The 19,263-nt window shown below is 37.0% G+C and carries 20 protein-coding genes, 2 tRNA genes and 1 pseudogene; 21 read left to right on the top strand and 2 right to left on the bottom strand.

The genetic code is table 11. The features are described 5' to 3' along the window. Positions 1–338: 338 nt before the first annotated feature. The 19 genes from codY (at position 339) to PCY08_RS08895 (ending at position 14,148) form a co-directional block, all read left to right on the top strand. Entirely contained in the window at positions 339–1,127 is a 789-nt protein-coding gene (gene codY, locus PCY08_RS08985; protein WP_000940720.1) for a GTP-sensing pleiotropic transcriptional regulator CodY, read from the top strand. Further along, positions 1,127–1,702: a cysteine hydrolase family protein gene (locus PCY08_RS08980; protein WP_301560120.1), complete on the top strand. Its 576-nt coding sequence runs from the start codon at positions 1,127–1,129 to the stop codon at positions 1,700–1,702. Before codY ends, PCY08_RS08980 begins: the two co-directional genes overlap by 1 nt. A gap of 81 nt (positions 1,703–1,783) precedes the next feature. Further along, positions 1,784–1,869, top strand: a tRNA-Leu gene (locus PCY08_RS08975). 133 nt (positions 1,870–2,002) lie between these two features. Then, complete coding sequence (locus PCY08_RS08970) at positions 2,003–3,280, top strand: ABC transporter permease (RefSeq protein ID WP_301560119.1); 1,278 nt, start codon at positions 2,003–2,005, stop codon at positions 3,278–3,280. 13 nt (positions 3,281–3,293) lie between these two features. Further along, the gene (gene vex2, locus PCY08_RS08965) at positions 3,294–3,941 is read left to right on the top strand and encodes an ABC transporter ATP-binding subunit Vex2 (protein WP_004252438.1); all 648 of its coding nucleotides are present in this window, start codon (positions 3,294–3,296) and stop codon (positions 3,939–3,941) included. Positions 3,942–3,986: 45 nt separating this feature from the next. Next, a complete protein-coding gene (vex3, locus tag PCY08_RS08960; protein WP_301560118.1) occupies positions 3,987–5,366 on the top strand; it encodes an ABC transporter permease subunit Vex3 in 1,380 nt (459 codons plus the stop codon). A gap of 70 nt (positions 5,367–5,436) precedes the next feature. Then, positions 5,437–6,093, top strand: a complete 657-nt coding sequence (gene vncR / locus PCY08_RS08955) for a response regulator transcription factor VncR (RefSeq protein ID WP_301560117.1) — start codon at positions 5,437–5,439, stop codon at positions 6,091–6,093. Then, a complete protein-coding gene (gene vncS, locus PCY08_RS08950) occupies positions 6,090–7,412 on the top strand; it encodes a sensor histidine kinase VncS (protein WP_301560116.1) in 1,323 nt (440 codons plus the stop codon). Before vncR ends, vncS begins: the two co-directional genes overlap by 4 nt. 144 nt (positions 7,413–7,556) lie before the next feature. Beyond that, positions 7,557–8,438 (top strand): class II fructose-bisphosphate aldolase, encoded by an 882-nt coding sequence (locus tag PCY08_RS08945; protein ID WP_001019005.1) that lies wholly within the window; start codon positions 7,557–7,559, stop codon positions 8,436–8,438. Between the two features lie 87 nt (positions 8,439–8,525). Then, complete coding sequence (locus PCY08_RS08940; protein ID WP_045763869.1) at positions 8,526–8,894, top strand: inorganic diphosphatase; 369 nt, start codon at positions 8,526–8,528, stop codon at positions 8,892–8,894. A 219-nt stretch (positions 8,895–9,113) separates the two neighbouring features. Continuing rightward, positions 9,114–9,461, top strand: coding sequence for a hypothetical protein (locus PCY08_RS08935; protein ID WP_301560115.1), 348 nt, complete (start codon positions 9,114–9,116; stop codon positions 9,459–9,461). Between the two features lie 37 nt (positions 9,462–9,498). Continuing rightward, complete coding sequence (locus tag PCY08_RS08930) at positions 9,499–9,897, top strand: hypothetical protein (protein ID WP_301560114.1); 399 nt, start codon at positions 9,499–9,501, stop codon at positions 9,895–9,897. Positions 9,898–9,949: 52 nt separating this feature from the next. Next, on the top strand, positions 9,950–10,357 hold the full coding sequence (locus tag PCY08_RS08925) for a hypothetical protein (protein ID WP_301560113.1): 408 nt from the start codon (positions 9,950–9,952) through the stop codon (positions 10,355–10,357). Positions 10,358–10,575: 218 nt separating this feature from the next. Continuing rightward, on the top strand, positions 10,576–11,568 hold the full coding sequence (locus tag PCY08_RS08920) for an ATP-binding cassette domain-containing protein (protein WP_301560112.1): 993 nt from the start codon (positions 10,576–10,578) through the stop codon (positions 11,566–11,568). A 1-nt stretch (position 11,569) separates the two neighbouring features. Beyond that, positions 11,570–12,388 carry an ABC-2 family transporter protein gene (locus PCY08_RS08915; RefSeq protein ID WP_301560111.1) on the top strand — a complete coding sequence of 273 codons (819 nt, stop codon included), beginning with the start codon at positions 11,570–11,572 and terminating at the stop codon, positions 12,386–12,388. Position 12,389: 1 nt separating this feature from the next. Beyond that, positions 12,390–13,175, top strand: coding sequence for an ABC transporter permease (locus PCY08_RS08910; protein WP_301560110.1), 786 nt, complete (start codon positions 12,390–12,392; stop codon positions 13,173–13,175). A gap of 37 nt (positions 13,176–13,212) precedes the next feature. Beyond that, positions 13,213–13,674 carry a GNAT family N-acetyltransferase gene (locus tag PCY08_RS08905; protein ID WP_301560109.1) on the top strand — a complete coding sequence of 154 codons (462 nt, stop codon included), beginning with the start codon at positions 13,213–13,215 and terminating at the stop codon, positions 13,672–13,674. Positions 13,675–13,721: 47 nt separating this feature from the next. Then, a tRNA-Thr gene (locus tag PCY08_RS08900) sits at positions 13,722–13,794 on the top strand. A gap of 171 nt (positions 13,795–13,965) precedes the next feature. Beyond that, the gene (locus PCY08_RS08895; RefSeq protein ID WP_152906811.1) at positions 13,966–14,148 is read left to right on the top strand and encodes a hypothetical protein; all 183 of its coding nucleotides are present in this window, start codon (positions 13,966–13,968) and stop codon (positions 14,146–14,148) included. A gap of 221 nt (positions 14,149–14,369) precedes the next feature. Here the strand turns inward: PCY08_RS08895 and PCY08_RS08890 are convergent, their stop codons facing one another. Further along, complete coding sequence (locus PCY08_RS08890; RefSeq protein ID WP_301560108.1) at positions 14,370–15,143, bottom strand: helix-turn-helix domain-containing protein; 774 nt, start codon at positions 15,141–15,143, stop codon at positions 14,370–14,372. Positions 15,144–15,235: 92 nt separating this feature from the next. Between PCY08_RS08890 and PCY08_RS08885 the strand changes: the two are divergent. Beyond that, positions 15,236–16,473 (top strand): annotated as a pseudogene (locus PCY08_RS08885) (caspase family protein). Between the two features lie 12 nt (positions 16,474–16,485). Next, positions 16,486–17,694 (top strand): N-acetylmuramoyl-L-alanine amidase family protein, encoded by a 1,209-nt coding sequence (locus tag PCY08_RS08880; protein WP_301560106.1) that lies wholly within the window; start codon positions 16,486–16,488, stop codon positions 17,692–17,694. A 486-nt stretch (positions 17,695–18,180) separates the two neighbouring features. Here the strand turns inward: PCY08_RS08880 and PCY08_RS08875 are convergent, their stop codons facing one another. Further along, entirely contained in the window at positions 18,181–19,077 is an 897-nt protein-coding gene (locus tag PCY08_RS08875; RefSeq protein ID WP_301560105.1) for a tyrosine-type recombinase/integrase, read from the bottom strand. Positions 19,078–19,263: the final 186 nt, after the last annotated feature.

Below are 19,263 nucleotides of genomic sequence, written 5' to 3'. Positions count from 1 at the left end.
AAGGAGACCGAGAGTTAATAAAAGTTTATACTCTTCGAAAATCAAATTCAAACCTCGTCAACGTCGCCTTGCCGTACTTAAGTACAGCCTGCGGCTAGTTTCCTAGTTTGCTCTTTGATTTTCATTGAGTATTAATACGAGAAAATAGATTTATATATTTGTTATCTTGTGATATTATATTATCAAAAATTTAGAAACCTGTCAACAAGAAAATTAAAAAAAACTAGTAAAAATTTTCGAACAGTCATGAATTGCAATTCAATAAACAATTTTCAGATAATTATTGAAATAATGGTCAATTTATGATATAATGGAAGCGATTAAATACGAGGTGAAAAATGGCACATTTATTAGAAAAAACGAGAAAAATTACGTCTATCCTGAAGCGTGCGGAGGAGAAATTACAAGATGATCTTCCATATAATGCCATCACACGCCAATTAGCGGATATTATTGATTGCAACGCTTGTATCCTAAATAGTAAGGGACGTCTTTTGGGATATTTCATGCGCTACAAGACTAATAATGATCGTGTAGAGCAATTTTTCCAATCAAAAATTTTTCCTGAGGATTATATTCAAGGTGCAAACATGATTTACGATACAGAAGCAAATCTGACTGTAGATCACGAATTAAGCATCTTTCCAGTTGAGAGTCGTGCAGATTTCTCAGAAGGTTTGACAACAATTGCTCCAATCCATGTTTCTGGGATTCGTTTGGGTTCTTTGATTATTTGGCGAAATGACAAAAAATTCGAAGATGAGGATTTGATTCTTGTTGAGATTGCTAGTACGGTGGTTGGTATTCAGCTTTTGAACTTCCAACGTGAAGAAGACGAGAAAAATATCCGTCGTCGTACAGCCGTAACGATGGCAGTCAACACTCTTTCTTACTCTGAGTTACGAGCAGTGTCAGCTATTTTGGGTGAATTGAATGGCAATGAAGGACAATTAACTGCGTCAGTCATTGCAGACCGTATCGGTATTACGCGTTCTGTGATTGTCAATGCCCTTCGGAAGCTCGAATCTGCAGGAATTATTGAAAGTCGTTCACTGGGGATGAAGGGAACTTATCTTAAGGTCTTGATCCCAGATATCTTTGAAGAAGTGAAAAAGAGGGACTATTAATGACTAAGGCTTTAATTTCGATTGACTATACAGAAGATTTTGTAGCGGATTATGGAAAATTGACAGCTGGAGCTCCTGCTCAAGCAATATCAGAATCGATCAATCAGGTGACTAGATTAGCATTTGACCGTGGAGATTATATTTTCTTTACCATTGATGCTCATGAGGAAAATGATGTCTTTCATCCAGAAAGTAAACTATTTCCCCCTCATAATCTGATTGGGACTAGCGGGCGTAATCTATATGGTAAGTTAGCCGATTTCTATCAGGAATATGCTGGCGATAGTCGTGTTTTCTGGATGGACAAACGTCACTATTCGGCTTTTTCTGGCACAGATTTGGATATCCGTTTGAGAGAGCGTCGCGTGGATACAGTCATCTTAACAGGTGTTCTGACAGATATCTGTGTATTGCATACGGCTATTGATGCCTATAATCTTGGGTATCAGATAGAAGTTGTTAAGCCAGCAGTCGCATCAATCTGGCCTGAAAATCACCAGTTTGCACTTGGACATTTTAAGAATACATTAGGAGCGAAACTCCTTGATGAAAACCTAGATGAAATCAAAGAATAATGTATTCAAAAAAAATGAAAAAAATCTGAAAAAAGTGTTGACAAAGTTTGTGAAAGTTGATATACTAGTAAAGTAATCGACGCGGGGATGGCGGAATTGGCAGACGCGCAGGACTAAGGATCCTGTGACCGCTTTAGGTCGTGAGGGTTCAAGTCCCTCTCTCCGCATAGGAAAAGAGTTAGCTTCAGCTAGCTCTTTATTTTTATATAAACAAGGGCAAAGATTTTGCTCTTTTTTTGTGATTTCATAAACATTTCATATTTGGATATTATAATAGACTTACAAATATGGAGGTGCTATATGAATCCCACTCAAAGAGCATGGGCTTACGTCAGCAGAAAACGACTGAGAAGTCTCATATTATTCTTGATTCTATTTGTTTTATTGGCAGGAATATCGGCTTGTTTGACGCTTATGAAGTCCAACAAAACTGTTGAAAATAATCTCTATCGCTCACTGAATACATCTTTTTCTATTAAAAGAATAGAAGCAGATCAGACTTTTCAACTGTCTCAACTAGACGAGCTTAAAAAGATAAAGGGTCTTGAGAAGATTTCACCTGAGCTAGATACAATAGCCAAGTTAACTGACAAAGAAGTCGTTACTGGAGAACAAAGTATCCAAAGGGATGATTTGACAGAGGCTGAAAAAAATCTTATCAGTTTGATTGCTTTGGAAGATTCTTCCAAGGATGTTTCTTTTACAAGTTCCGCCTTTACCCTTAAAGAAGGAAGGCATTTAGAAAAAGGAGATAGCAAAAAAATCTTAATCCACGAAGATTTAGCCAAGAAAAACAATCTAAAAGTAGGAGAAAAGATCAGCTTAAGGCCTAGTCAAGTAGAAGGAGATAGTGGACAAAGGCTAGATTATGAAATCGTGGGTATTTTCTCGGGTCAGAAGCAAGAGAAGTTCACAGGTCTATCATCAGACTTTAGTGAAAATACGATCTATACAGACTATGAAAGCAGTCAAACTCTTCTTGGGAATAAGGAAGCTCAGGTCACTGCCGCTCGTTTCTATCTAGAAAATCCAAAAGATATGGATAGTATCATTCAAGAAGTTGAAAAGTTATCCCTGGAAACTAAAGGTTACCAAGTCGAGAAGGAAAATAAGGCCTTTGAACAAATCAAGGATTCAGTTTCGACCTTTCAAACCTTCCTACAGATTTTCCTCTATGGCATTATGATTGCTGGTGTAGGAGCGCTGATCTTGGTCTTGTCACTTTGGTTACGAGAGCGAGTCTACGAGGTTGGTATTTTATTGGCACTAGGGAAGGGAAAAGGAGCAATCTTTAGCCAATTCTTTCTAGAAGTCATCCTAGTTTCATTGGCATCTATTTTGCCGGCATTTGTAGCTGGAAATGCCATTACTTCCTATCTCTTGAAGACTGTACTAGCAAGTGGCGACCAAGCTGCCCTACAAGATACGCTAGCAAAAGCAACGAATCTTTCAACAAGTCTTCTATCATTTGGAGAATCTTATATTTTCCTACTTATAATCAGCTGCTTGTCAGTTGCACTTTGTTTCCTATTTTTATTTAGAAAATCACCTAAAGAAATTTTATCATCAATTAGTTAATGAAGGAGAAATCATGACTTTACTACAATTACAAGATCTTACTTATCGTTATAAGAACACTGCAGAAGCTGTATTATATAAAATCAATTACGATTTTGAACCTGGTAAGTTTTATAGTATTATCGGAGAATCAGGAGCTGGGAAGTCAACACTCTTATCTCTATTAGCAGGACTTGATAGCCCAGTCGAAGGAGCTATCTTATTCGAAGGCAAGGATATTCGTGAACAAGGTTATTCTTATCATCGCATGCACCATATCTCGCTAGTTTTCCAAAACTATAACTTGATTGATTATCTTTCTCCATTGGAAAATATCCGCTTGGTCAATAAAAAGGCCAGCAAGGACACTCTTCTTGAACTTGGTTTAGATGAAAGTCAGATCAAGCGGAATGTTCTTCAATTATCAGGTGGACAGCAACAACGGGTTGCCATTGCTCGTAGTCTTGTCTCTGAGGCGCCAGTGATTTTAGCAGATGAACCAACTGGAAACTTGGATCCTAAGACTGCTGGAGATATCATCGATTTGCTCAAATCTCTTGCTGAGAAAACAGGTAAGTGTGTGATCGTTGTGACCCACAGTAAGGAAGTGGCACAGGCGTCAGATATTACACTTGAATTGAAGGATAAGAAACTAACTGAAACAAGAAAAAATAGTAACTAAATCTTTTAAATATATATAAGCGAAGTAAATCTAGAAAGGAATCTTATGTTACACAACGCATTTGCCTACGTCACAAGAAAATTTTTTAAGTCGCTTGTGATCTTTCTTATCATTCTCTTGATGGCTAGTTTGAGTTTGGTAGGCTTGTCTATCAAGGGAGCAACAGCCAAGGCTTCTCAGGAAACCTTTAAAAATATCACTAATAGTTTCTCCATGCAAATCAACCGCAGGGTCAATCAAGGAACTCCACGTGGTGCAGGGAATATAAAGGGTGAGGATATTAAAAAAATTACTGAAAATAAGGCCATTGAATCCTACATCAAACGGATCAATGCTATCGGTGATTTAACAGGTTATGAACTGATTGAAACGCCTGAAACCAAGAAAAATCTAACGGCAGATCGAGCTCAACGTTTTGGAAGTAGCTTAATGATAACAGGTGTAAATGACTCTTCTAAAGAAGACAAGTTTGTGTCAGGCTCTTACAAACTGGTCGAAGGTGAGCATTTAACCAATGACGACAAGTACCAGATTCTCATGCATAAAGACCTGGCTGCTAAACACGGTTGGAAAGTAGGAGACAAGGTCAAACTCAACTCCAATATTTACGATGCCGATAATGAAAAAGGAGCCAAGGAAACAGTAGAAGTAACGATTAAAGGACTTTTTGATGGACATAACAAATCTGCTGTAACCTACTCACAAGAACTCTATGAGAATACAGCTATCACAGATATTCACACAGCAGCCCAACTCTATGGTTATACAGAAGATACAGCTATTTATGGAGATGCTACCTTCTTTGTAGCTGGAGATAAGAACCTAGATAGTGTCATGCAAGAACTAGGGTCTATCAACGGTATCAACTGGAAGATGTATAGCTTGATTAAGAGTTCATCTAACTATCCTGCCCTTGAACAATCTATCTCAGGCATGTACAAGATGGCTAATCTTCTCTTCTGGGGTAGCTTGAGCTTCTCAGTTCTCCTGCTTGCTCTCTTACTGACACTATGGATTAACGCCCGTCGTAAAGAGGTTGGAATTTTTCTTTCCATTGGTCTTAAACAAGCAAGTATTCTAGGTCAATTTATCACAGAAGCAGTTATGATTGCTATTCCAGCTCTCATTTCAGCCTACTTCCTAGCTAATTATACAGCTCGTGCTATTGGAAATACAGTACTAGCCAATGTCACATCAGATGTGGCCAAGCAGGCAAGTAAGGCTGCACAAGCTTCCAATCTCGGTGGTGGTGCAGAAGTTGACGGCTTTAGCAAAACACTTTCTAGTCTCGATATTTCCATTCAACCATCAGACTTTGCTATCGTTTTTGTTCTTGGATTGGTACTGGTAGTACTTGTTATGGCACTTGCTTCAAGCAATCTTCTCTTTAAGCAACCAAAAGAACTTTTGATAGACGGTGAATAAGAATCGTGCTACCTATTCTCACTCAAATGAGATATAATATAGGTAGCATTTTTGATAGAAAAGGATTTATATGAAAATTCTAATTGTAGAAGATGAAGACATGATCCGTGAGGGAATTAGTGATTACTTGGCGGATTGTGGCTATGAAACCATTCAGGCTGCAGATGGTCAAGAAGCCTTAGAACAATTTTCAAATCACCAAGTTGCCTTGGTTCTCCTAGATATTCAAATGCCGAAACTCAATGGTTTAGAGGTCTTGTCAGAAATCCGTAAGACTAGCCAAGTTCCGGTCTTGATGTTGACAGCTTTTCAGGATGAAGAGTATAAGATGAGTGCCTTTGCCTCACTAGCTGATGGATATCTGGAAAAGCCCTTTTCCCTTTCTTTGTTGAAGGTTCGAGTGGATGCTGTCTTTAAACGTTATTATGATGCAGGTCGTAGCTTTACCTATAAGGATACCAAGGTCGATTTTGACAGTTATAGTGCCACAGTGGCTGATCAAGAAGTTGCAGTGAATGCAAAAGAATTAGAAATTTTAGACTATCTCGTTAAAAACGAAGGTCGTGCCTTAACACGGTCGCAGATTATCGATGCTGTATGGAAGATGACAGATGAGGTCCCTTTTGACAGAGTGATCGATGTCTATATCAAGGAACTACGGAAAAAATTGGATTTAGACTGTATTCTTACTGTGCGCAATGTTGGCTATAAATTGGAGAGAAAATGAAAAGACTGAGTTTATTTAAAAAGATTTTTATTTATACCTTCTCGGTATTTTCTACCTTAGTCATTTGTTTGCATTTGGCCATCTATTTCCTCTTTCCATCAACCTATCTCAGTCACCGTCAGGAAAGTATCGGACAGAGGGCAACAGAAATTACTCAAACCCTCCAAGGAAAGGATAGTCAAACTATCCAAGAAGTCCTTGAACTCTATTCTCAAAGTAGTGATATTAAGGGATCTATCAAGGGTGAGATGACCTCGGATAAGTTGGAGGTCAAGGACAACCTTCCCATTGACAAACAACGACAAACGGCCTCCCTGGTTATTGAGGAAAGAGAAGTTCAGACCAAGGATGGTCAGACTATGACCTTACAGTTTTTAGCTTCTATGGATTTACAGAAAGAAGCAGAAGATATCAGTCTGCAATTTCTACCCTATACTTTATTAGCGTCTTTCATCATTTCGCTCCTCATCGCCTTTATCTATGCTAGGACTATTGTTGCACCGATTTTGGAAATCAAACGAGTGACTCGACGGATGATGGATTTGGATGCAGAAGTGAGGTTGCGCGTGGATTCTAAGGACGAGATTGGGGATCTCAAGGAGCAAATCAATAGCCTCTATCAGCATCTTTTGACAGTCATTGCGGACCTGCATGAGAAAAATGAAGCCATCCTCCAGTTAGAAAAGATGAAGGTCGAGTTTTTGCGAGGAGCCTCCCATGAACTGAAAACACCTCTTGCTAGTCTGAAAATCCTTCTGGAAAATATGCAAGCAAACATTGGGCGCTACAAAGACCGTGACTATTACCTGGGAGTTTCTTTGGGGATTGTGGATGATTTAAGTCACCATGTCCAGCAAATCCTATCCCTTTCTTCGGTACAGGAATTGCGAGATAAGAAGGAAGAAATCAATCTTCTTGATATGACCAATCTTCTATTGAAGGACTATGACTTGTTAGCCAAGGAGAGAAAAATCTCAGTAGAGAACCAGCTAACTGATCAGCACGTTTATCTAAATCCTTCAGTACTCAAGCTGATTCTTTCAAATCTGATCAGTAATGCGGTGAAACACTCTGTTCAAGGTGGTTATCTAAAAATTGGTTCAAAGGATGGCTGGTTTTTCATTGAAAACACCTGTACAACAGAAGAGCAAGATAAGTTTGAACAATCCTTTACGACTTCTAGTCGCCAAAGTAAGGGAGCTGGTTTGGGACTATTTGTGGTTAAGAGTTTATTAGAAAACGAAGAAATTGACTATCGTTTCGAAAGATATAACGACCACTTGGTATTTTACATGAACCTGCCTCAGAACAAGGATTAGACCAAGTGGGAAAAGGTTTACATATCTGAAAATAGAAGAAATTCAATCTAAAGTATGGGAAAAACTAGCTTTTTTTGCTAAAAAGTGATAAAATGAACAATGTAAATGGGATGTCCCATAAAAATATACAGGAGGCCTGATAAAATGGCAATCGTTTCAGCAGAAAAATTTGTCCAAGCAGCTCGTGACAACGGTTATGCAGTTGGTGGATTTAACACAAACAACCTTGAGTGGACTCAAGCTATCTTGCGCGCAGCAGAAGCTAAAAAAGCTCCAGTTTTGATCCAAACTTCAATGGGTGCTGCTAAATACATGGGTGGTTACAAAGTTGCTCGCAACTTGATCGCTAACCTTGTTGAATCAATGGGTATCACTGTACCAGTAGCTATCCACCTTGACCACGGTCACTACGAAGATGCACTTGAGTGTATTCAAGTTGGTTATACTTCAGTTATGTTTGATGGTTCACACCTTCCAGTTGAAGAAAACCTTGAAAAAGCTCGTAAAGTTGTAGAATTTGCTCACGCAAATGGTGTATCAGTAGAAGCTGAAGTTGGAACTATCGGTGGTGAAGAAGACGGAATCATCGGTGATGGTGAATTGGCTCCAATCGAAGACGCTAAAGCAATGGTTGCAACTGGTATCGACTTCTTGGCAGCTGGTATTGGTAACATCCACGGTCCTTACCCAGCAAACTGGAAAGGTCTTCACCTTGATCACTTGCAAAAATTGACTGAAGCTGTACCAGGATTCCCAATCGTATTGCACGGTGGTTCAGGTATTCCTGATGACCAAATCCAAGCAGCTATCAAACTTGGTGTTGCTAAAGTTAACGTTAACACTGAATGCCAAATCGCATTCGCTAACGCAACACGTAAATTTGCTCGTGACTACGAAGCAAACGAAGCAGAATACGACAAGAAAAAACTCTTCGACCCACGTAAATTCTTGGCTGACGGTGTAAAAGCTATCCAAGCTTCAGTTGAAGAACGTATCGACGTATTCGGTTCAGAAGGTAAAGCTTAATTAGGCTATAGATAGAAAATCTCGCTGCGGCGGGATTTTTCTTGTATAATGAATCTAGGAAAAATGTCATACGGAGGCAATGAAAAGATGAAATTCAAAGAGAGAATATTTAGTGGTGTCATTGATCGGCCGGTGGGGTTTGAAGATTCTTTTGGGAATGTCTATCCGATTAACTATGGCTACATACCTGAACTGATGGGGGGAGATGGCGAAGAGCAAGATGTTTATATTGTTTCCCATGATCAGCAACAGCCTCTGGAAGTCTTTACTGGAAAGTTGGTTGCTATCATTCGACGTCGTGATGATATAGAAGACAAGTGGGTTTTAGCGCCCTTGGATGAGAAGGTTAATAAAGATTTGATAGCAGAGCAGACCTATTTTATGGAGCAGTATTTTGATTCTTGGATTGAAATGGTGGAGGAGAATAATGATTCAAGTAAGGGAGGTTATAAATAAGAATGAAAAATCTTTTCTTACGGCAGAAATTCTAACTGATTTGCAAAGTTGTTTGGAATTCATGAAACCTCCGGAGCATATATTGATGACTCTTTAATTGCAGTTTTAGCTACACTAGGTTCATTTGAAAAACTTGTTGGCATTGGATTGCTAGCGAACATAGGTTTTTCGGTGTTTAGGTGTGAGAACGTTACAGTACTTTTGAAAGGAAAGATAGCCATGATATTCGATCAGTCCTTGCAAGCTTACATACATGAAGTAGATGATGTTCTTGTAGCTTGGGAAGAAAAACCAAGTGGAAATTTTGAGATGGAAGCTCAGTTGCTTGCAGCCAATTACCATAAAAATCTTTCCCGTATTCTTGCATTTATACTGCCTCATTTACAAGAATTTTATGGGTATTTGACAGATGAAGAAGCTACTGAAAAGTTGGGCAAACCCATCATCGAGCCAGAAAGACAAACCGTTACTTTCTGTGACCAAACTTTTGATGATATTCATATCCTTTCTTTTGACTATCAGGGACAAGACTTTGAAATTCTGGAAAATTTTGCCATTGATGGTTAAGGTCTCTTTTCAGTTTTAAAATGAAAGGAAGAAACTGATGAGTACTGCTGATTTTGTCTTTGTAGAGACTAAAGAACCCGTATTCCTTGATTTACAAGTCTTTTGTGGTGCTTTGAGCGAAAAATTCCCAGGTATTATGGTTAGAGAAAGAACTAATCCCGAAAAAGCATACCCGCTTTCTTGGGATTATCAAAGTCCTCAGCTTACCTTGGAAAGTTCACTAAGTAGCAATAAAGATGTTTTTGTGATAAATTACTTTGATTCAACAAACAGGTTACAAGATTATGCCTCCTACATCATCTGGCTTCGGAAATGGTTTCCAGCTGAGGAGAAGGTTTTCTTTTGTGATGAAGGCTATGAGTATGTGTTTGAGCTTCCTAGTGTTTTACCCCAAAAAGAGTTGGAAAACTACTTACGAACAAGGTTTGATAAGTGAAGAAAAAGTTCGAAGACAAATATGATATGGAAAAGTGAAAAAGGAGAATCAGATGCTTACTAGAGATGAGATTTTAGTTGCTTTGCAAGATGCAATTACTGAAGACCAAGAATTTGAGTTGGCAGATGAGATTATGGATGTTATGGAGTTTTATGATCACCCCTTTGATTTGGTTGCCCCCATTTTAGACTTTATTTCCAAGCATCCAGAAGTAGATTTTGATTCTCCAGGTTACTTGGTTCACTTTGTGGAGAGATTTTATCATCAAGGCTATGAGGATTTATTGATGGAAGTAGTTGGTAAAAACCCAACCTTGCATAATATTTGGATGCTTCATCGATGCTGTAATGACAATGATCCAAATCTAGTCCGGCAGATTCAGGCTTTGGTTGGAGAACTTAAGAAGGATAAGACTCTTGATTCACAAGTAAGAACTATGATTGAAGACTTGACTTGGTAGAGGAAGGTGATGATGAATCACCTTTTTATACTTTCTTAGGAATTCAAATTTTTGATATTAATTAACACTTGTTTTCCTTAGATATTTGCACTATAATAGGGTGTTATTAGAGCTTTCTTTCCTTATGTCGAAAAAGAAGGCAGATTTTTGGAGATAAGAAATCGTGTTTGAATGTTCAAGAACTTGATTTAACGATTTCTTTCTAAAGGGAGATAGATATGGCAATGATAGAAGTGGAACATCTTCAGAAAAACTTTGTGAAGACAGTTAAGGAGCCGGGGTTGAAAGGGGCTTTGCGCTCCTTTATTCATCCTGAAAAGCAGACTTTTGAAGCGGTCAAGGATTTGACCTTTGAGGTGCCAAAGGGTCAGATTTTAGGTTTTATCGGGGCTAATGGTGCTGGGAAGTCAACAACCATCAAAATGCTGACAGGAATTTTGAAACCGACATCTGGTTTTTGTCGGATTAACGGCAAGATTCCCCAGGATAATCGCCAGGACTATGTTAAGGATATTGGGGTGGTCTTTGGTCAACGTACCCAGCTATGGTGGGATTTGGCTCTGCAAGAGACCTACACGGTCTTAAAAGAGATTTACGATGTGCCAGACTCGCTCTTCCATAAGCGCATGGATTTTTTGAATGAAGTCTTGGATTTGAAGGAATTTATCAAGGATCCCGTGCGAACTCTTTCGCTTGGTCAACGGATGCGGGCAGACATTGCAGCTTCCTTGCTTCACAATCCCAAGGTTCTCTTTTTAGATGAGCCTACTATTGGTTTGGATGTGTCGGTCAAGGACAACATTCGTCGCGCCATTACTCAGATCAATCAAGAGGAAGAAACCACCATTCTTTTAACCACTCACGACCTAAGTGATATTGAGCAACTTTGTGATCGGATTTTCATGATTGACAAGGGGCAGGAGATTTTTGATGGAACGGTGAGCCAACTCAAGGATACCTTTGGCAAGATGAAGATTCTTTCCTTTGAACTGCTACCAGGTCAAAGTCATCTCGTCTCTCACTTTGAATGCTTGCCTGATATGACCATTGATAGACAAGGAAATAGCCTGACCATTGAATTTGATAGTTCCCGCTACCAATCAGCTGATATTATTAAGCAAACCTTATCTGATTTTGAAGTCCGTGATTTGAAGATGGTAGATACGGATATTGAAGATATTATCCGTCGCTTCTATCGAAAGGAGCTCTAAGATGGTCAAATTGTGGAGACGTTATAAACCCTTTATCAATGCGGGGATTCAGGAGTTGATTACCTATCGAGTAAACTTTCTTCTTTATCGGATTGGCGACGTCATGGGGGCTTTTGTGGCCTTTTATCTCTGGAAGGCTGTCTTTGATTCCTCGCAAGAGCCTTTGATTCAGGGCTTCAGTATGGCGGATATCACCCTCTATATCATCATGAGTTTTGTGACTAATTTATTAACTGAGTCAGATAGCTCCTTTATGATCGGTGATGAGGTCAAGGATGGTTCCATTATCATGCGCTTATTGCGACCAGTGCATTTTGCGGCCTCTTATCTTTTCACCGAGCTTGGTTCCAAGTGGTTGATTTTTATCTCTGTTGGACTGCCATTTTTAAGTGTCATTGTTTTGATGAAAATCTTATCTGGGCAATGTATTGTAGAAGTACTGGGATTAACTATACTTTATCTCTTTAGCTTAGCACTGGCATATCTGATTAACTTTTTCTTTAATATCTGTTTTGGATTTTCAGCCTTTATATTTAAAAATCTATGGGGTTCTCAAGTATTCAAAGCTTCACTAGTATCCTTTATGTCAGGAAGTTTGATTCCCTTGGCTTTCTTTCCAAAGGTCGTTTCAGATATTCTGTCCTTCTTACCTTTCTCATCTTTAATCTACACTCCGGTCATGATCATTGTTGGGAAATACGATGCTAGTCAGATTCTTCAAGCACTCGCTATGCAGTTTTTCTGGCTTATAGTGATGGTGGGTTTGTCTCAGTTGATTTGGAAACGAGTCCAGTCCTTTATCACCATTCAAGGAGGTTAGTATGAAAAAATATCAACGCATGCATCTGATTTTTATCAGACAATACATCAAACAAATCATGGAATATAAGGTCGATTTTGTGGTTGGTGTCCTGGGTGTTTTTCTGACTCAAGGCTTGAACCTCTTGTTTCTCAATGTACTCTTTCAACATATCCCATCCCTAGAAGGCTGGACCTTTCAAGAGATTGCCTTTATCTATGGCTTCTCCTTGATTCCTAAGGGACTGGACCATCTCTTTTTTGACAACCTCTGGGCTTTAGGTCAACGACTAGTCCGAAAAGGAGAATTTGACAAGTATCTGACTCGTCCTATCAATCCCCTATTTCATATTCTGGTTGAGACCTTTCAGATTGATGCCTTGGGTGAGCTCTTGGTCGGTGGCATTCTATTGGGAACAACAGTGACTAGCATTGCTTGGACTTTTCCAAAATTCCTGATTTTTCTAGTTTGTATTCCTTTTGCGACCTTGATTTATACTTCCTTGAAAATTGCAACAGCCAGTATCGCTTTTTGGACCAAGCAGTCAGGTGCTATGATTTACATTTTCTATATGTTCAATGATTTTGCCAAATACCCGATTTCTATATACAATTCACTTCTTCGTTGGTTGATCAGTTTTATCGTGCCTTTTGCCTTTACGGCTTACTATCCTGCCAGCTATTTCTTGCAGGATAAGGATGGGCTTTTTAATATCGGAGGATTGGTTCTGATTTCCCTTATCTTCTTTGGAATCTCTCTAAAACTCTGGGATAGGGGCTTAGATGCCTACGAAAGTGCGGGTTCTTAATAGCAAAAATTGGACCAAATCATGAAAGGATTTTATGATGTTTGTAATTAAAGAAGTGAAAGATGCCAATCAAAAAATGGCAGTTGTCGCTGAAGTTTTAAAGGATTTGCCAGAATCGTTTGGAATTCCAGAAAGTACGCAAGCCTATATCGAAGGAGCCAAGGACTTGCAAGTGTGGGCTGCCTATCAGGAGAGTAATTTGGCTGGCTTTGTAAGCTTGTCCTATTCTAGTGAAGATTGTGCAGAGATTGATTGTCTCGGTGTAAAAAAAGCTCATCAAGGTAGAGGAATTGGTAGTCAGTTGCTTGCTACTTTAGAAAGTGAAGCCAGCCAAAATGTTGATTTTTTGCAGGTGAAAACAGTGGCAGAAGGCTCTAATAAAGATTATGACCGAACAAATGTCTTTTATCGCAGTCTTGGCTTTAAAAAACTAGAGATTTTTCCACAACTTTGGGGGCCTCAAAATCCTTGTCAGATTTTGATTAAAAAGATGGGTTAAGAATCCCTTGACATCCTTCCTTATAGTGCTATACTATAAGTGGAATCGCCGATTTAGCTCAGTTGGTAGAGCACCGCACTCGTAACGCGAAGGTCACAGGTTCGATCCCTGCAATCGGCATTTTTAGTAATGTAAAGAAAGACAAAGAATATGCAAAGTGTTTATTTAAAGGCAATCATCACAAATTCATTTTTAAAAATAAATTAGTATTTTTTGTTTTTTTGACCAAATTTTGACCAAATTTTGACCAAAAATTATATTTTGGTCAATGATTATAGAATAAAATGGATCATGAAAATGTCTCTGATTTATAGTAGTGCTAAAAAGGACTTCCTTTATTGGAATGTCCTTATTTTTATTATGGAATTGCCAAATGACGTTAAGGTTCAGTTCTATGAACTTAGAAAGAAAGTACAAAGCTTTAATCAGCTTTCAAAAAGATTTGGTATGGATATTTCTGGCTATGGTATGTGACAAGGTGAATTGATCGTTATTGAACAGAGAGCGTTAAAAAAGGGAAGAATCGTTACTATTCCACTGAATTAAAACAAGAAATAAATCAACAAAAGCCTATATAATAACAAATGTATTAAAAATAAAAAGATTTAGTTCAGTGTAATGCAGAACCAAATCTTATAGATAAATTATTTGTCTATTTTTTAGAAATTATATCTCTAAACGATATCATTTAACAATTAAATTGTTAGATCGAGCTTAAATCTCTGGTTTAATTTATTTATTGTATCACTATCATTATATTCCTTAAATATTCTCATAGCTTTAGAACATTCTTTTTTACCTAGCTCTATTTGATTAGTTTTTATAAGATAAATACCTCTTAGAAAGAGCAAATAATTCTTTTCAAAATAATATCCTTGTCTAGTAAGTAAATTTTCTAAATCATCTATAAAAAATTGAGCGCTATCTAACAAATTATTTTTTAATAACATTTCTAGGTTAAATAAATATAGAGGAATTATTTTATGTGTTCCGGTATCCGTTTTTAAAAAATGTCGTGTTTTCTTGATTACTATTCTATATAGTAAGCTAATGGTTTTAGTATTCATAAAAAACACTGAATTATAAGGAAGGTTTGCAAGACGATTAATCTGTTGTTCAGCAATCATTTTTATGTGATAATTGCATAAACTTTTTTCTTGCTTTTGTTTTAACTCTATTTTATCCACTAATTCTTGAAGTAAAAATATATCTGAAGAATTTACAGCATGTTCTAATTCTTCAAAAAGACATTCTTTTTTGGAATAATAACAATGAACTAATTCTTCAAATTCTGAAAATGATATTCCAAGACGATTTAACAGAATATAAAAATGATTAATAGATAATTTTGTAATGCCATTTTCGAAACGAGAAATAGTTGATTCACTAATTTCATTACATGATAAATCTTTAAGACGAAAGTTTTTTGAAATACGAATATCCTTTAAAACTGCTCCAAAATTTTCCATATTCATCCTCTTCCATTTTTGCAAAAAATTAAACACTTTTTTTCATTTTTGATATTATTATACAAAATTAAAAATGAAAGGACAATAATATTATGAAAAAAATTTTATTGTCAACAGTTGCTTTACTAAGCTTAGCAGCCTCCTTGCAGCAAATAATCAAGTTTCTGCTCAAGAATCCTCCTCTCAAACGATTTATAGTAAGTCAAGTGGAAATTGGATAAAATCTGATAGCCGTTGGTGGTATAAGCATTCTGATGGTTCATATACTAAAAATGGATGGGAAAAAATAGGTGGCACCTGGTACTATTTTGATAGTGAAGGTTGGATGAAGACAGACTGGATTAATGAATCTGGAAACTGGTATTATCTAGATGATAGTGGTGCTATGAAAACTGGATGGTGTTGGGTTTCTGGTAGCTGGTATTATTTAAATACTAGTGGTGTCATGCAAACAGGTCTACAGACTATCGAAGGTAAACAATATTACTTATCTAGTAGTGGTGATATGCAAGTTGGTTGGCACAATATCGGAGATGATACCTATTTCTTTGCTAATAGTGGGGAAAATCAAAATATCAATCGTCGGGCTTTAGTTCTTGGTGAAACATCAACGAGAGCAGTACCTATCGAAGATGTTAATGCTATGGAAAAGGTATTTAGTAACCAAAACTTTAGTGAAGTTGTTCGTTTTCCAGATAGAACCAAGTCCGAGATTATTGCAAAAATGCAAGAACTGTTTGAATCTTCTCGCGAAAGTGATGTGAACTATCTTTACTTTACCTGTCATGGAGGAGAAGATGGGACGATATCCATTGGTAGTGGTAAAACATCATTTTCAGGTTGGGAATTGGCATCTATACTGAAACAATACAAAGGTAAGTTTGTTGTTATGTTGGATTGTTGCTATTCAGGAACAATTATAGATGCAGATAAGCCAAACAAAAAGGTTACCTCCAAGTCTGAAAAAAGATTTGATGAACAAGCATTTTTGGCAGGATTTTCAACAGGAGATATAGCAAGCAAGAATGGCGAAATGCTTGATTCTAAATTCCTCGTACTATGTGCCTCTTGTATGGGTGAAGAATCGTATAGTTTAGTCGGAGTAGGTAGTCTTGCTACCAGATACTGGGCAATGGGTACAGGTTGGGATCCACTTCAAAATAGAATTATTTCGCCTATGGCAGACACGAATACTAACGGAAAAATCACTTTAGAGGAACTGTATCAATACTCTTATCCTCTAGTCCTTCAAGCTGCATCACAAATTCACGAAGAGCAACATGTATCAGTTTATCCAGAAAACAGTCAATTTGTTTTATTCAAAAAATAAGGAGTTCATAAAATGAAAATATCACAAAAAATCACACTATTTAGTTTGTCTTTAGCAGGTTTAGCTATGCTGGCTCTCCCTCAATCTGCCAAAGCTTTTGAACTACAAGAGGTATGGCGTATTAAGGGTGGTGTTCAATATCAAGATGGCAAAATTCTTCGATTTGACAATGGCCATGACATAGATATCAAAGCATTGGATTTGCCAACAACTGAGAAAATCGAGTGGAAAGTTACTTTAGATGGTCAAGACCAGACTGTCAATTTCCTAGCTCAAGAAGTGGATAGATCCAATATTGGTGAAGAAGGACGTTATCTGAATTTCTATGTTCCATATGGCTATAGAGGAGATATCAAGGTAGAGGCCAAGAGCGGAAATGAAGTAAAGACCTGGTCCACTAAAGTGGTTGATGATGTATATCATGACGGTGGAAAGAGAGGCTACTACCATATTAAAGAATCAAATGATCAATACACCTATCTTGATACCAAATGGGACTATCAAACCAAGACTTACACTGCTACCTTACCAGAAACTGTCAATGGTCAAAAAGTCTATGCTTGGGCAGACGAATATGGTGGTATGAAACTTGTAAAACCAGGTTCTATCAGTCATTCCTATAAGGGTGAGGGAGCTTTCCGAGAACTTTATCCGATTGTAAAAGCAGAAAGCTGGCTAAAGGTAAAAAATAATCACGGTGAAACCTGGTACTATCAAAAACAAGGTCAACTAGTTAAAGATGCTTGGATCAATGATCAGGGAACATGGTACTTTATGGATGATGAAGGGGTTATGTTTAATCAAACATGGCTATACCAAGGTGGTAGCTGGTATGCCTTTAAATCATCAGGAGCTATGATTTCAGCTGATTGGTTATATGATAATGGCTCTTGGTATTACCTAAAAGACTCAGGTTCAATGGCAACAGGTTGGCTTAAAAATGGTGGCTCTTGGTATTATCTAGAAGACTCAGGTTCAATGGCAACAGGTTGGGTCAAAGATAACGGCTCTTGGTATTACCTAAAAGATTCAGGTTCAATGGCGACAGGCTGGGTAAAAGATAGTGGCTCTTGGTATTATCTAAAGAACTCAGGTTCAATGGCAACAGGTTGGGTAAAAGATAGTGGTAAGTGGTACTATCTGGCTTCATCTGGTAATATGCTTAGCAATACACGCACACCAGATGGCTATTATGTAGATGCCAGTGGTGCTTGGAAATAAATTTTAAACAGAGAAAATCTACTGAGAAGGTAGATTTTCTTTTTTAGTTAATGAATATAGAATAAAGTAGATTAGAAATTTGGAGTTTTTTTCTCTATTGCTAACAATCTGCTTACAAAGCTTAAACTTATTGTGACCCTTACTAGTAAGTGAAATGCTAGGTAAAGAGTCTTAAAAATAAGAAAAAGGCATAGTATCAGATGTTGAAAATAACTTGATACTATGCCTTTTATTGTGGGAAGATTTACTTCATTTTATCCAGGAATCGTTTTTGACAAAACTTTTTTTGTTTTATTTGAGGATGTTTTAAGATTGTATTTTAGAAAAACAATTACAGAAGTGCTTAATACGGAATATAGTATAAATGCTGGTTCAAAGTGAAGTTTTGTATGCTTTTACTTTTGTTGAGTATAAGATTTATTAACTAAAGTCGAACTACAAAAATTAATTTTAGATGAACTGAACTGTAGACTTTGGAAAGTTCTCTTATTCGATTTCAGAATGAATTGCTGATACAGGATTAAAAGAACTAAGTATTTCTTTTTGTTTTGAATGAGATACGTGAGTATAGATTTGTGTGACTGATATAGAACTGTGTCCAAGAATTTGTTGAATGTATCGGATATCTACATCATTATCCAGAAGCATTGTTGCAAAACTATGTCTAAACATATGTGGTGTAATAGTTCTAGATAAGTTATTTTGTTCAACGATTCTCTTTAAAATTAAACGTACACTTTGCTCTGACAATGGTTTTGGCGAATGTTTCCCTGGAAATAGAAAACCATTGGATTCCTTCCCTATTTTATTTATATATATTTCTAATAAATTAAATGTTGTTTGGTCTCCTAAAAATATGATACGTTCTTTCTTCCCCTTTCCTATAATATGAAGTGTCTTATTGGAAAGATTAATATCTTTGAGATGAATGTGACAAAGTTCAGAAATTCTGATACCCGTCGAAAGTAAAAGAGAAATGATTAGTAGATTTCTTTCAGCTTTTCGTTTTTGAAAGTCAGTTTTAGAAATAACTACTCTCTGCTCTAAATATAAAAAAATATTTTTCAAAATATTATACGGAATCGTTTTAGGCAATATTTTTTCAGTTCTAAATTGAAAGCGCAATTGATTGAAGGGATTCTCTTCAATTATGTTCTGGTATTTTAGATAATTATAAAACACCTTCATACAAGCAATTTTTCTTCTTAGTGTATTCGTTTTTATGTTAGATTGTGTCAAGTGTTCGATATAGGATTCGACATTATCATAGTTTGAGTTATAAAATTGCATAAGATCATTTTTATAAGCTCGAATCGTATGTGAACTCAAACGTTTATGAGTTTTGCAATAATCTAAGTAAGTAGAAATAAGTTTATAATCCATGAAAATCTCCTTCATCAATAATCATGCTATTATAAACCTATTTGGGTGCTTTGTATAGTGATAATAAATAGTTATCGATAGGAGAATATTTATGTACTATGGACGCAACAATGAAATAGAACAGCTAAAACACCATTTTAAGTATTCTAGCAATGATAAAAATAGTTTATTCATTATAAATGGTTT

The organism is Streptococcus sp. SO4 (assembly GCF_030440055.1).
GTDB lineage: Bacteria > Bacillota > Bacilli > Lactobacillales > Streptococcaceae > Streptococcus > Streptococcus nidrosiense.
The sequence above is the reverse complement of the archived record's forward strand: the minus strand, read 5'-3'. Positions and strand labels throughout refer to the sequence as shown.

Coding starts and splice junctions, on each gene's coding strand:
- PCY08_RS08890 (WP_301560108.1), bottom strand. CDS start 15,143: ATGGAAAATTTTGGAGCAGTTTTAAAGGATATTCGTATTTCAAAAAAC.
- PCY08_RS08880 (WP_301560106.1), top strand. CDS start 16,486: ATGAAAATATCACAAAAAATCACACTATTTAGTTTGTCTTTAGCAGGT.
- PCY08_RS08905 (WP_301560109.1), top strand. CDS start 13,213: ATGTTTGTAATTAAAGAAGTGAAAGATGCCAATCAAAAAATGGCAGTT.
- PCY08_RS08925 (WP_301560113.1), top strand. CDS start 9,950: ATGCTTACTAGAGATGAGATTTTAGTTGCTTTGCAAGATGCAATTACT.
- PCY08_RS08940 (WP_045763869.1), top strand. CDS start 8,526: ATGAAATTCAAAGAGAGAATATTTAGTGGTGTCATTGATCGGCCGGTG.
- PCY08_RS08980 (WP_301560120.1), top strand. CDS start 1,127: ATGACTAAGGCTTTAATTTCGATTGACTATACAGAAGATTTTGTAGCG.
- vex3 (WP_301560118.1), top strand. CDS start 3,987: ATGTTACACAACGCATTTGCCTACGTCACAAGAAAATTTTTTAAGTCG.
- PCY08_RS08915 (WP_301560111.1), top strand. CDS start 11,570: ATGGTCAAATTGTGGAGACGTTATAAACCCTTTATCAATGCGGGGATT.
- PCY08_RS08970 (WP_301560119.1), top strand. CDS start 2,003: ATGAATCCCACTCAAAGAGCATGGGCTTACGTCAGCAGAAAACGACTG.
- PCY08_RS08920 (WP_301560112.1), top strand. CDS start 10,576: ATGGCAATGATAGAAGTGGAACATCTTCAGAAAAACTTTGTGAAGACA.
- PCY08_RS08875 (WP_301560105.1), bottom strand. CDS start 19,077: ATGGATTATAAACTTATTTCTACTTACTTAGATTATTGCAAAACTCAT.
- vncR (WP_301560117.1), top strand. CDS start 5,437: ATGAAAATTCTAATTGTAGAAGATGAAGACATGATCCGTGAGGGAATT.
- PCY08_RS08910 (WP_301560110.1), top strand. CDS start 12,390: ATGAAAAAATATCAACGCATGCATCTGATTTTTATCAGACAATACATC.
- codY (WP_000940720.1), top strand. CDS start 339: ATGGCACATTTATTAGAAAAAACGAGAAAAATTACGTCTATCCTGAAG.
- PCY08_RS08930 (WP_301560114.1), top strand. CDS start 9,499: ATGAGTACTGCTGATTTTGTCTTTGTAGAGACTAAAGAACCCGTATTC.
- PCY08_RS08945 (WP_001019005.1), top strand. CDS start 7,557: ATGGCAATCGTTTCAGCAGAAAAATTTGTCCAAGCAGCTCGTGACAAC.
- PCY08_RS08935 (WP_301560115.1), top strand. CDS start 9,114: ATGATATTCGATCAGTCCTTGCAAGCTTACATACATGAAGTAGATGAT.
- vex2 (WP_004252438.1), top strand. CDS start 3,294: ATGACTTTACTACAATTACAAGATCTTACTTATCGTTATAAGAACACT.
- PCY08_RS08895 (WP_152906811.1), top strand. CDS start 13,966: ATGAAAATGTCTCTGATTTATAGTAGTGCTAAAAAGGACTTCCTTTAT.
- vncS (WP_301560116.1), top strand. CDS start 6,090: ATGAAAAGACTGAGTTTATTTAAAAAGATTTTTATTTATACCTTCTCG.